1 protein-coding gene (cut by a window edge) is annotated in these 14,289 nt (G+C 73.7%); it reads right to left on the bottom strand.

Annotation, left to right across the window (positions count from 1 at the left end):
• On the bottom strand, positions 1 to 14,289 hold the 3' portion of the coding sequence (locus tag VF092_19235; GenBank protein HEX6749438.1) for a non-ribosomal peptide synthase/polyketide synthase. Its footprint extends 12,837 nt past the window's final position; only the last 14,289 of its 27,126 coding nucleotides appear in the window; its start codon lies beyond the right edge, outside the window; it ends in the stop codon at positions 1 to 3.

The following is a 14,289-nucleotide window of genomic DNA, read 5'->3' on the forward strand; positions in this document are numbered from 1 at the left end:
TCACGCCTCGTCGCCGATTTCGGCGAGGAGGGCGGCTACCTCTTCGTCGCTCAGGCCTTCGAGCTCGGCGAGCGCATCGGCGATCGCGCCGCCGCCGGCGGCTTCGACCCAGGCGGCCAGGCCGGCCACCGTGGGATTCTCGAAGAGCACGCGGAGCGGGATCTCCACCTCCAGCGCCCGGTTGATCCGCGCCAGCACCTGCGTGGCCCGCAGCGAGTGGCCGCCCAGCATCCAGAAGTCGTCCTCGACGCCCACGCTCTCCACGCCCAGCACCTCGGCCCAGATCTCCGCGATCACCTCCTCCGTGGGGGTACGCGGCGCGGTGACGACGGGCGCGGCGGCCGCCGCCGGGTCGGGAAGGGCGCGGCGGTCCACCTTGCCGTTGGGCGTCAACGGGAGCGCGTCGAGCCACACGAACGCCGACGGGACCATGAAGTCGGGGAGGATCGCGCGCAGGTGCTCGCGCATCTCGCGCGCGGCAGGCTGCTCGCCCGCCGACGGCGTGAGCCACGCCACCAGCCGCTTCGCGTCGCCCTCGCCGCGCGCCAGGGCGATGGCCTCGCGGACGGCGGGATGCTTCGCCAGCGCCGCCTCCACCTCGCCCAGCTCGATGCGGAAGCCGCGCACCTTCACCTGCTGGTCGGCGCGGCCGGCGGGCTCCACCTCGCCCGCGGGGGTGTAGCGGCCCAGGTCGCCGGTGCGGTACATCCGGTCGCCCGCCTCGGCCGTCCACGGGTTCTCCACGAAGCGCTCGCCGGTGAGCGCCGGGTCGCCGCGGTAGCCCAGCGCCACGTGCGGGCTGCGCAGCCACACCTCGCCCAGCTCGCCGACGCCGGCCAGCGATCCCGTCCGCGTGCGCACCAGCAGCTGCACGTCTGGGATTCCCATCCCCAGCGGGATGATCGGCTTCGCGTCCGGACCGGCGTCGGGGTCGACGACGTGATAGGAGACGGCGCGCTGCGTCTCCGTCGACCCGTAGTAGTTGATCACCGTCACGCCGGGGGCGAGGCGGCGTAGCCGGGCCACGTCGCCGCGCATCAGCACGTCGCCCACGAAGAAGGCGCGGCGCAGCGCGGGGATCGAGCCGGCGCCGTCCCCGTCATCCCCCAGCTCCGCCACGTCGGCCAGCAGCTGTCCCATGGCGGGCGTCAGGTGCGCGACGGTGATCCCCGCCGCGGCCATCCACTCGCCCAGGTACCCGGGCGTGCCCACCTCCGCCGGGTCGGGCGCCACCACGGCCGCGCCCAGCTGCAGCGGGGTGAATACGTCGCGGTGCAGCGGGTCGTGCGCGAGGCCGGAGAGGAGCGAGTAGCGATCCTCGGCCGCCAGCGCGAACCGCTCCGCCAGCCACGGGGTGAAGTGCGTGAGCGAGCCGTGGCGCCCCATCACCGCCTTGGGCGCGCCCGTGGTCCCCGAGGTGAAGGAGAGGTACGCCAGCGCGTCCGGCCCGATCTCCACCTCGAACGCATCGGGAGATACGGACGCGAGCCCGTCCACGCCGTCGATTGAACCGGTCCGCTCTCCGAGGGTGATGGAGACGGGGGAGAACTCCGCGAGCGCCGCCTCCACCTCGGGCGGCACCTCACCCGCGGCGGCGATGCGCAGGAAGCCGCGCGGCGCCGCGATGCGGACGTACTCGGCCAGGCGCGCCGGGGGATATGCCGGGTCGAGCGCCACGAACGCCGCGCCGGCGCGGAGCACGCCCACGAGCGCGCGCGGCAGGGCGGCGGAGCGGTGCGCCCAGATCGCCACGGTGTCGCCCGCGGCCACGCCGCCGTCGACGAGCCGGCGCGCCAGGCGGGCGGTGGCGGCGTCCAGCTCGGCGTACGTCCACCGCTCGCGCGGGTCCTCCACCGCGACCGCGTCCGGCCGCTCCGTCGCGCGACGCGCGAAGAGCGCGGGGACGCTCCCGCGCCACGCACCGTCCAGTGGCGCGGCGGGGTCGGGGAGGAAGGCGTCGGCCTCGGGCGTGCGCAGCGAGAGCGCGCCGGTGGGGCGGGCGGGATCGGCGACGGCTTCCTCCAGCACGCGCCCCGTCTGCTCGAGCAGCTCGCGCATCAGCGGCTCGTCGAACAGCTCGGCGGCATAGACGAGCGCCAGCCCCAGCCCCTCCGCGGTCTCCGCCGCGTAGAGCGTGAGATCCACCTTGGTGACGGGGTCGCCGCCGCCGCCGAAGGGGAGGAGCTCGAGGCCAGACGGAGCGTCGCCGCGCTCGCCGAAGTTCTGGTAGTTGACCATCACCTGGAACACCGGCGAGTGCCCCAGCGAGCGCGGGACCCGGAGCGCGTCGAGCACGCGCTCGAACGGCACGTCCTGGTGGGCGTACGCGCCCAGCGTGGCCTCGCGCACGCGGGACAGAACCTGGCGGAACGACGGATCGCCGCCCAGGTCCGCGCGGATCACCAGCGTGTTCAGGAAGACGCCGAGCAGCGGCTCGGTGCCGCCGTGCGTGCGCCCGGCCACCTGCGTGCCCACCACCACGTCGTCCTGCCCCGACCAGCGCGCCAGCACCACGTCGAGCGCGGCGAGCAGCACCATGAACGGCGTGGCGCCCTCGCGGCGGGCCAGCGCGCGCACGCCGGCCAGCAGCGCGGGCGGCAGCTCTCCGCCCACCATCCCGCCGGCGTAGCCCTGCACGGCGGGGCGGGGACGGCTCGTCGGCAGCTCCAGCAACGGCGGCGCGCCCTCCAGCCGTTCGCGCCAGAACGCCACCTGCCGCTCCGCCGCCTCGTCGGTCATCCACCCGCGCTGCCACGCCGCGTAGTCGGCGTACTGCACCGCCGGCGCGGGGAGCGGCGAGGGCAGGTCGCGCGCGAACGCGTCGTACAGCGCCGCCAGCTCGCGCTCGAACACGCCGGCGGACCACCCGTCGAACACGGTGTGGTGCGCGGTCAGATGCAGGACGTGGTCGACCTCCGCCAGCCGCAGCAGCGTCACCCGGAAGAGCGGGCCCTGGTCCATCGCGAACGGCGCCGCCATGTCCTCGGCCACCCGCCGCGCCGCCTCGGCCTCGCGCGCCTCGGGCGGGAGATGGGTGAGGTCCTGCAGCGGGAGATGGAAGTCGAGCGCGCGCACGCGCTGCACCGGGCCGGCGGGCGTGTCGACGAGGACGGTACGCAGCACCTCGTGGCGGCGGACGATCTCTGCCAGCGCGCGCTCCAGCACGCCGGCGTCCAGCGCGCCCCCGAAGCGGAGCGTGTGCGGGACGTTGTACGCCGGCGACTCCGGGGCCAGGCGCTGCAGGATCCAGAGCCGCTCCTGCGCGAACGAGAGCGGCGCGTCGCCGCCGTCGGGGCGGGGGACGAGGGGCGGGAGCCGCACGCCGTCGCCGGCTCGCAGCGCGGCGTCGATGCGCGCGGCGAGCGCGGACAGCGTGTCGTCCTCGAACACGGCGCGGATCGGCATCTCCACGCCGAACGACTCGCGGATGCGCGAGACCAGCCGCGTGGCCAAGAGTGAGTGGCCGCCGAGCGTGAAGAACGAGTCGTCCGCGCCGACCTGCTCCACGTCGAGCAGCTCGGCCCAGATCCCCGCCAGGATCTCCTCCGTGGGCGTGCGCGGCGCGGTGAAGCCGTCGCCCGACGCGGCCTCGGGGTCCGGCAGCGCGCGGCGGTCCACTTTGCCGTTGGGCGTGAGCGGAAGCGCGTCGAGCACGGCGAACGCGGCCGGCACCATGTAGTCCGGCAGCCGCGCCGCCGCGTGCGCCCGCAGCTCGGCGGTGGAGACATCTCCGTCCGCCACGACCCAGGCGGCGAGCTGCTTCGCCTCGCCCTCGCCGCGTGCCATGACGACGGCCTCGCGGACGCGCGGATGGTCGAGCAGCACGGACTCGATCTCGCCCAGCTCGATGCGGAATCCGCGCACCTTCACCTGCTCGTCCGCGCGGCCCAGGAACTCGAGCGAGCCGTCCTCCAGCCGCCGCGCCAGGTCACCCGAGCGGTAAAGCCGCGTGTCCGACTTGTCCGAGAACGGATCGGCGACGAAGTGCTGCGCCGTCAATTCCGGGCGATTCAGATATCCCCGCGCCACCCCCGCGCCGCCGACGTACATCTCCCCGACGACGCCGGTGGGGACGAGCTCTCCATTCACATCGAGGAGATGGACGGAAAGATCGGGGATGGGGATACCGATGGGAGAAGACGATCCATCGACCGTATCCTCAGCACGGATCACGCGATAGGTGACGTGGACGGTCGTCTCCGTGATGCCATACATGTTCACGAGCCGGGGCGATTCATCTCCCCGCCGCTCCACCCAGCCGCGCAGCGTGGCCGGATCGAGCGCCTCGCCGCCGAAGATCACATAGCGAAGCGCGAGATCCGTTGCGGGGCCTGCCTCAGCGAAACCAGGCTGCGTCCCAGTCCGCGAAGGCGGACTTTGTGTAGTTGTTACAGCGAATTCATTCGCCCTCTCCTCGTCCGCGCGCATGAGCGGGCGGAAGGCGGATGGCGTCTGGTTCAGCACGGTGACGCGCTCGCGTTCCAGCAGCGCGTAAAACTCTTCGGGAGATCGAGATACCTCGAAGGGGACGATCACCAGCCGGCCGCCGTACAGCAGCGCGCCCCAGATCTCCCAGACGGAGAAGTCGAAGGCGTACGAGTGGAAGAGCGTCCACACATCGCTCGCGCCGAAGCCGAACCACGCGTCGGTGGCGGCGAAGAGGCGGGCGACGTTGGCGTGCGTGACCTGCACCCCCTTCGGCTTCCCGGTCGATCCCGACGTGTAGATGACGTACGCCAGCGACTCGGGGGAGATGGCGATCTCCGGCGCGTGCGACGGCTCCGCCGCGATCGCATCGGCATCGCACTGCAGGCAGACGATGGTCGTCGCGGTCGGGAGACGATCCCGCAGCGCGGCCGTCGTCACCACGATCTCCGTCCCCGAATCCTCCAGCATGTACGCCAGACGATCTTCCGGATACGCCGGATCGAGCGGGAGATAGGCCGCGCCCGACTTCAGAATCCCCAGGATGCCGACGATCGTCTCGACCGAGCGCTCGACGCAGAGGCCGACGAGCGCGTCCGGCCGCGCGCCAAGCTTCATGAGCCGATGGGCGAGGCGGTTGGCGCGCGCGTCCAGCTCCGCATAGGTGACGGAGTCGGCGCCGAACGTCAGCGCGACGGCGTCCGGCGTGCGCGCCGCCTGCTCCGCGAACTGCGCGGGAAGCGCGCGGGCGACGTCGAACGAGGTCGTCGCGGAACCGGCGGCGATCAGCCCGGCGCGCTCCTCCGCGGAGAGCAGCGAGAGTCCACCCAGCGGCCGGTCGCCCGCGCCGGCGAGCTCCTCCAGCAGCCGCAGGTAGTGCGTGGCCATGCGCCGCACGGTGGCGGCGTCGTAGCGCTCGGCGTCGTAGGTGAGCCGCACCTCGGTGCCGGCGAGGAACGGCGCCACGGCCAGCACCAGCGGATAGTTGGTGCGCTCCAGCGGCTCGGCGTCGGCGGGCTCCAGATCTCCCGGATCAGCCTCGTCCACCGGCGCTCCGTCGGGAGCCGCAGGCACCGGGTAGTTCTCGTAGACGAACAGCGTCTCGAAGAGCTCGCGGCCCGGCTCCACGCCCGCCCAGCGGCGCACCTCGACCAGCGGCGCGTAGTCGTACTGGCGCGCGTCGGCCTGGCGCTGCTGCAGGTCGCGGAGCCATCTCCACGCGCCGTCCGTGGACGAGGCACGAGCGCGGACGGGGACGGTATTCACCATCATCCCCACCATCTCCTCGGCCCCGTCCAGCTCGGGCGGGCGGCCGGAGGTCACGTTGCCGAACGCGATGTCATCCTCGCCCGAGTAGCGGGCCAGGAGGAGGGCCCAGGCGCCCTGATACAGCGTGGTGGGGGTGAGGCTCGCCGCACCCGCCCGGGCGCGGAGCCGCTCCGAGGCCGCGCGGCCGAGCCGCATCCGTGCCTCGCCGAAGACGGTGGGGGAGTGGCCGGGCGCGGCGGGGCGCGCTGCCGGGAGCGGCCCGGCGCCCGCGAAGCCCTCGAGCTCGCCGCGCCAGAACGCCTCGGCCGCGCCGCGGTCCTTCGCCTCGAGCAGCGCCACGTAGTCTCGGAAGGGACGGCGCGCCACGAGTCGCGGGGCATCGCCCTCGGTGAAGGCACGGTACAACTCGCCCAGGTCCTCCATCAGCCGCGGCGCCGACCACCCGTCGAGCAGGAGGTGATGGAAGCTCCAGAGGAGCTCCCACGCGTCGTCAGCCGTGCGAACCAGCGCCGCGCGCAGGAGCGGCGCCCGGTCCGGCGCGAAGCCTCGCGCGCGGTCCGCCGCCCGGTGCGCTGCGATGCGCGTCTCGACCTCGTTGTCCGAAAGCCCGCGCCAGTCCAGCCGCTCCAGCGGTGAGCTGACGCCGCGCAGCACCACCTGCAGCGGACGCTCCAGGCCACGCCAGGCGAAGGCGGTGCGGAGCATGGGATGGCGCTCCACCAGCGCATCCCAGGCGCGCGCCAGCGCCTGCTCGTCGATCGCGCGCAGCGAGAAGCGGTTGTCGGCGACGTATGCGCCGGTTCCCGCTGACCCTTCGAGCAAGTGGAAGAGCATCCCCTCCTGCAACGGCGTAAGGGGATATACGTCGTCCACCGTGCCGCGCGCGCCGGCGCCGAACTCGGCCAGCACGCGGTCCAGCGTGGGCTGATCGACGGAGGCCAGCGGGAAGTCGGAAGGCGTGTAGCCGCCCGCCGACACGCGGCAGTGCGCCACGATCTCGCCGAGCCCCTGGATGAAGGCGTCGGCGATGTGCTGCACCTCGTCCGCGGAGAAGCGGCGGCCGGGGTAGATCCAGCGTGCGTGCAGCCGCCCGCTGACCACCGTGGCGATCACCTGCACCGCGCTCGGCCGCCGGTTGCGCGGCGACTGGTACGCGCCCGCGCTCTCTTTCGCCCCGCCGAGCCATCCCGCCGCGCCGGAGCCGCCGCCGGACTGGCCGAGGTAGTTGAAGTTCACCTCGGGCACGGGGATCGACGCCAGCCGCGCATCTCCAGCCACCCAGCGCATGGCACCGAAGCCGACGCCGCGCCGAGGCACCGAGCGCAGCGTCTCCTTCGTCGCCCGCAGCAGCGCGCCGGCGTCGTCGGCGGAGGCGTCGAGCAGCACCGGGAAGGCGCTGGTGAACCATCCCACCGTCCGCGACACGTCCACGCCCGCGAACAGTTCCTCGCGGCCGTGCCCCTCCATCTCCACCGCCACCGCGTCGCCGCCGGTCCACGCGCGCAGGGCGCGGGCGAGCGCCGCCAGCAGCGCGTCGTTCACCTGCGTGCCGTAGACGGGCGGCACGTCCTGCAGCAGCGCGCGCGTCGTCTCCTCGTCGAGCGCCACGTCGACGGCGCCGGCGTCGGCCTCCAGGTCGCCGCCGTCGGGGGCGCCAGTGGGGAGCGGGCGGGCGGCGTCCCACGGCTGCGCCAACCACCAATCCGCGTCGGCCGCGGCGTCGGCGGACCGCGCCCATTCGGCCAGCCGCTCGGCCCAACGGCGGTACGACGTGGTCCTGGGCGGGAGATGAACCGCCGTCTCCGCCAGCGTCTGCCGGTACGCGGCCTCGAGGTCTTCGAGCAGGATCTCCCACGAGACCGCATCGACCGCGTGGTGATGGATCACCCACAGCAAGCGATCGGACTCGCCATCTCCACCCCGATAGAGAACAACGCGGGTGATGGGACCGCGCTCCAGATCCAGCCGCCCCTGCGCCTCCGCCGCGTGCGCCTCGATGGCTGCGGAGAGCGCATCGCCCGCGAGCGCGGTGAAGTCCATCACCTCGAACGGCGTCGCATCACCCGGCGCGGCAAACGTCTGCGTCCACTCGCCGTCGCCGCGGGCGAAGCGGAGGCGGAGCGCGTCGTGATGCTCGATGACGGCCGCCAGCGCGCGCTCCAGCGCCGCAGCGTCCAGCCGTTCGGCGGCCGCCGCGAGGTACGCCATGTTCCAGTGGTGCGCCTCGGCGAACTCCTGCGCGAAGAACCACCGCTGGATCGGCGTGAGCGGCGCCGGGCCGACGACGGGCCCCGGCTCCTCGGTGGGCGTTCGGGAGATGGAGATCGGCTCGGCGACGCGCGCCAGCTCGGCAACCGTCTGGTGCTGGAAGATCTCGCGCGCGGTGATGCGATAGCCCGCCCGGGCGGCGCGCGAAACGACCTGGATGGCCAGGATGGAATCGCCGCCGAGCGCGAAGAAGTTGTCGTGGATTCCGATCTCACCGACGCCCAGCACCTGCGCCCAGACCGCGGCGAGCGCCTCTTCCGCCGGTGTGCGCGGCGCGGCATCGGCGTGCGTCTCCGCCGCGGGGGCGGGGAGCGCGCGGCGATCCACCTTGCCGTTCGGCGTCAGGGGGATCTGGGGGATGGAGACGATCGCCGCCGGCACCATGTGCGCGGGCAGCCGCGCCGCCAGGTGCTCGCGCAGCGCGTCCGCGTCGATTTTGATCGAATCCGCGGGGACGACGTAGGCGACGAGCCGCATCGGCGCGGGCGGATCCTGGCGGGCGATGACGACGGCGTCGCGGACGGACGCGTCGGCGCGCAGCGTGGCCTCGATCTCCCCCGGCTCGATGCGGAAGCCGCGCACCTTCACCTGCGCGTCGACGCGGCCCAGGAACTCCAGCTCGCCCGAGCGCAGCCAGCGCGCGCGGTCGCCCGTGCAGTAGAGCCGTGCGCCGGGTTCGACTGCGAACGGGTCGGGGACGAAGCGCTCCGCCGTCACGCCGGGCCGGCCCAGGTAGCCGCGCGCCACGCCGACGCCGCCCACGTACAGCTCGCCGGGAACGCCGGGCGGCACCGGCCGCATCCGCGCGTCCAGCACGTACGCGCGCACGTTGGCGATCGGCTTCCCGATCGGCGGGCGCGAATCCGCGGACGGATCGATCGCGACCGTCGCGCAGACGGTGGTCTCCGTCGGCCCGTACGCGTTCACGAAGCGCCGGCCATCCGCCCAGCGCGCGACGACATCCGCCGAAACGGCCTCGCCGGCGGAGACGATCGTGCGCAGCGCGGGCAGATCGTCGGAGGCGAGCGCGGTCAGCAGCGAGGGCGGCAGCGTGGCGACGGTGACGCCTTCGTCGCGCATCATCGCCAGCAGATCGGGGCCGGCCTGCTCGGGGCGCGCCATCACCAGCGCGGCGCCGGAGAGCAGCGCGTGCGCCACCTCGGCGACGGCGGCGTCGAACGAGAAGGACGCGAACTGCAGCACCCGGCCGCCCGGCTCCACGCCGAACGCATCACGCTGCGCCGCGGCCAGGTTTCCGATCCCGCGATGCGTCACGACGACGCCCTTCGGCCGCCCCGTCGATCCCGAGGTGAAAATCACGTAGGCGGCGTTCTCCGCATCTACATCAACCGAAAGATTCGAATCGTCCTCCGCCTCGATCTCCGCCGCGATTGCATCGAGCGCGACGACGGTCGCCCCGGTCGCCGGCAGATCTCCAGCGAGCGTGGAGGTGGTGAGCACGAGGCGCGCGGCCGAATCCTCCAGCATCCACGCGCGACGTTCGGCGGGATAGGTGGGATCGACGGGGAGGAATGCGCCGCCGGCCTTGTTGACCGCGAGGAGCGCGATCACCATCTCCACCGAACGCTCCAGCGCCAGCGCGACGATGGACTCCGGCGCGACGCCGAGCGCGACCAGCCGCCGCGAGAGCCGGTTGGCGCGCGCGTTCAGCTCCGCGAACGTCAGCCTCTCAGCACCGAAGACGAGCGCGAGCGCATCGGGCGTGGCGGCGGCCTGCGCCTCGAACAGGCGGTGGAGCGGCGCGCGCGGCGTGTCGACTGCGGTGGCGTTCCATGTCTCCACCACGAGCCGCCGTTCCGCCGCGTCCAGCGCGGGCGGGGCGGAGATGGCCGCGTCCGGCTCCGCCAGCAGCGCGTCGAGCAGGCGCCGGTACTCGGCGACGAAGCGCGCGGCCGTGTCGTGCTCGAACAGCTCGGTGCTGTAGCTGGCTGTGCCAATCAACCCGGCTTCCGTCTCGCGCAGCTCGAAGGTGAGATCGTGCTCGACGTTGCGCGCGTGCGGCTCCGCGGGCGCGGCGACCGACGCCTCGCCGGACGCGTCGCCGGGTGCGGGCGCGGTGTCGAAGCCGGTGGTCTGCAGGACGAAGGTGGCCTGGAAGACAGGCGTGTGCGCCAGCGAGCGCTCCACGCCCAGCGCGTCCACCAGCTTCTGGAAGGGGACGTCCTGATGCGCGTACGCGTCCAGCGCCGTGCGCCGCACGCGGCCCAGCAGCGCGCTGAACGACGGGTCGCTCGACAGGTCGGTGCGCAGCGCCAGGTTGTTGACGAAGAAACCGATCAGCCCCTCCGTCTCGCCGCGCGTGCGGCCGGCCACCTGCGTGCCGACGACGACGTCCTCCGTCCCCGCGAGGCGCGACAGCAGGACGTCGTACGCGGCCAGCAGCACCATGAAGAGCGTGGCGCCCTCGCGCCGCGCCAGCGCGCGCGCCGCCTCGAGCGTGGCAAGCGGAAGGTGGAACGCGAGGTCGGCGCCCGCGTGCGTCGGCATCGCCGGGCGCGGACGGTCGCCGGGGAGCTCCAGCACGGCGGGGGCGCCGGCCAGCGCGCGCCGCCAGAATTCCACCTGCGCGTCCATCCCCCCGTCTTCCAACCACTTCCGCTGCCACGCCGCGAAGTCGGCGTACTGCACCGGCAGCGCGGCCAGCGGCGACGGCTCGCCGCGCGAGAACGCGTCGTACAGCGCGTGCAGCTCGTGCTCCAGCACCCGCGCGGACCAGCCGTCGTAGACCGCGTGGTGCGCGCGGAACACCAGCACCGACGCGCCCTCCAGCCGCAGCAGCGAGGCGGCCAGGAGCGGCAGGCGGTCGAGCGAGAAGCGCTCGGCGGCAGCTGCCGAGATGGCCTCGTTCGCGGCGCGCGCCTGGGCACCGGGCGCGAGCCCGCGCAGGTCGGTGGCCGGGAGATCGACGGCGAAGGGCGGCCGCACCTCCTGCACGGGGCCCGCATCGCCCTCGCGGAAGACGGTGCGGAGGATCTCGTGGCGGCGCACCACCTCCGCCAGCGCGGTGGCGAGCACGGCCGCGTCCGCGTCCTCCGGGAGGACGTGCGTGGTTGTCACCGTGTACGCGAGCGCGCCGGCGATCAGCCGGTCCATCGCCCACAGCCGCTCCTGGCCGTACGAGAGCGGGAGATCCGCGTCGCGCGCGACCGGAACGAGCGGCGGCGTCGCCTCGCCCGCGTCGGCGCGGCGCGCCTCGTCCACGCGCGCGGCGAGCGCAGCCAGCGTGTCGTCCTCGAACACGGCGCGGATCGGCAGCTCCACCCCGAACGCCTCGCGGACGCGCGAGACCAGGCGCATCGCCAGCAGCGAGTGGCCGCCCAGCGTGAAGAACGAGTCGTCCGCGCCCACGCGCTCCGCGCCCAGCAGCTCGGCCCAGATCCCCGCCAGGATCTCCTCGGTCGGCGTGCCCGGCGCGAGGTACGGTCCGGTGGATTCCACCTCAGGTTCCGGAAGCGCGCGGCGGTCCACCTTGCCGTTGGGCGTGAGCGGAAGCGCGGCGAGCGCCACGAACGCGGCGGGCACCATGTAGTCCGGCAGCCGCGCCGCCGCGTGCGCGCGCAGCTCCATCGGCGACACGGACGCACCGGCCGCCGCCACCACGTACGCGACCAGCCGCTTCGCCTCGCCCTCGCCGCGCGCCAGGACGACGGCTTCGCGGACGCGCGGATGGTCGAGCAGGACGGACTCGATCTCCCCCAGCTCGATGCGGAATCCGCGCACCTTCACCTGCTCGTCCGCGCGCCCGAGGAACTCGAGCGAGCCGTCCTCCAGCCGCCGCGCGAGATCTCCCGAGCGGTACAGCCGCGTGTCCGACTTGTCCGAGAACGGATCGGCGACGAAGCGCTGCGATGTCAGTTCGGGACGATTCAGATATCCCCGCGCCACGCCCGCGCCGCCCACGTACATCTCCCCGACGACGCCGGTGGGGACGAGATCTCCATTCGCATCGAGGAGATGGACGGAGAGATCGGGGATGGGGATGCCGATGGGAGACGCCGATCCATCGACCGTATCCTCCACCTGGATCACGCGATACGTGACGTGGACCGTCGTCTCGGTGATGCCGTACATGTTCACGAGCCGGGGCGATTCATCCCCCCGCCGTTCCACCCAGCCGCGCAGCGTCGCCGGGTCCAGCGCCTCGCCGCCGAAGACGACGTAGCGCAGCGCCAGGTCGCGCATCTCCCCGCGGGCGGCCGCCTCTTCGTCCGCGCGCATCAGCGGGCGGAAGGCCGACGGCGTCTGGTTGAGCACCGTCACGCGCTCGCGCTCCAGCAGCGCGTAAAACTCTTCGGGAGATCGAGATACCTCGAAGGGGACGATCACGAGCCGGCCACCGTACAGCAGCGCGCCCCAGATCTCCCAGACGGAGAAGTCGAATGCGTACGAGTGGAAGAGCGTCCACACGTCGCTTTCGCCGAAGCCGAACCAGTGGTCGGTCGCGGCAAACAGGCGCGCGACGTTGGCGTGCGTGACCTGCACTCCCTTCGGCTTGCCGGTCGATCCCGATGTGTAGATGACGTACGCGAGCGAATCGGGGGAGATGGCGATCTCCGGCGCGTGCGATGGCTCGGCGGCGATCGCATCGGTATCGCACTGCAAGCAGACGATGGTCGTCGCGGTCGGGAGACGATCCCGTAGCGCGGCCGTCGTTACCGCGATCTCCGTCCCCGAATCCTCCAGCATGTACGCCAGACGATCTTCCGGATACGCCGGATCGAGCGGGAGATAGGCCGCGCCCGACTTCAGGATCCCCAGGATGCCGATGATCGTTTCCACCGAGCGCTCGACGCAGAGGCCGACGAGCGCGTCCGGCCGCGCGCCCAGCTTCACCAGCCGGTGCGCGAGACGGTTAGCGCGCGCGTCCAGCTCCGCGTACGAGATGGACTCGCCGCCGAACGTCAGCGCGGCGGCGCCGGGCGTGCGCGCCGCCTGCTCCGCGAACAGCGCGGGGAGGGCGCGGGCGACGTCGAACGAGGCTGTCGCGGAGCCCGCGGCCACCAGTGCGGCGCGCTCCCCGGCGGAGAGGAGGGAGAGTCCGCCCAGCGGCCGGTCGCCCGCGCCGGCGAGCTCCTCCAGCAGCCGCAGGTAGTGCGCGGCCATGCGCCGCGCCGTTCCCGCGCCGAAGCGTTCGGCGTCGTACGTCAGCCGCAGCTGCGTCCCCTCCGCCGTCGGCGCGACGGAGAGCACCAGCGGATAGTGCGTGCGCTCCAGCGGCTCGGCGTGGAGCTCGATCTCCACCTCGCCGTCCGCGGACCCGGCACCGGGTTCCGGCGCCCCGCCGGGCGCCTGCGGGACGGGGTAGTTCTCGTAGACGAAGAGCGTGTCGAAGAGCTCGCGGCCGGGGTCGACGCCCGCCCAGCGGCGCACCTCCACCAGCGGCGCGTGGTCGTACTGGCGCGCCTCGGCCTGGCGCGCCTGCACCGCGCGCAGCCACGCGTCCGCGGGGGCATCCGCCGGCACGCGGGCGCGCACGGCCAGGGTGTTGATCAGCATCCCCACCATCTCCTCCGCGCCCTCCAGCTCCGGCGCGCGGCCCGAGACGGTGTTGCCGAAGGCGACGTCGTCCTGGCCGGTGTAGCGCGCCAGGAGCAGGGCCCACGCGCCCTGGTACAGCGTGGTGGGGGTGAGCCCGGCGCGGCCCGCGCGCTCGCGCAGCCGCCCGGCCGCGGAGCGCGGAAGGAGCGCCCGCGCCTCGGCGAACGCGCGCGGCGCCCGGGCCGCCGCCTCGTGGCCGAAGAGCGGCGGCGCGCCGGCGAAGCCGTCCAGCTCGCGGCGCCAGAACGCTTCCGCCGCGCCGCGGTCCTTCGCCTCCAGCCACGCCACGTGGTCGCGGAAGGGGCGCCGGGCGACGAGACGGGGCTCCTCGCCGGCGGCGAAGGCGCGGTAGAGCGCGTCCAGGTCCTCCAGCAGCCGCGGCGCCGACCACCCGTCGAACAGGAGGTGGTGCGAGCTCCACAGCAGCTCCCACGCGTCGTCGGCCGTGCGCACGATCGCCACGCGGGTGAGCGGCGCGCGGTCCAGCTCGAAGCCGCGCGCGCGGTCCTCCGCGCGGTACGCCGCGATCCGCGGCTCGAGCTCGTCCTGGGGCAGTCCGCGCCAGTCCAGCCGCTCGACGGGGAGGGAGAGGCCGCGCAGCACCACCTGCAGCGGGCGCTCCAGCCCGCGCCAGGCGAACGCGGTGCGCAGCACCGGGTGGCGCTCCGCCAGCGCCTGCCACGCGCGCGCGAGCGCGTCCTCGTCCACGCCGCCGCGGAGCGGAAGGCGCGCGTCCTCGAGGTAGACGCCCGCCGCGCTCTCCTCGGC

The sequence above is a fragment of the Longimicrobium sp. genome (genome assembly GCA_036377595.1).
Taxonomy (GTDB): Bacteria; Gemmatimonadota; Gemmatimonadetes; order Longimicrobiales; family Longimicrobiaceae; genus Longimicrobium.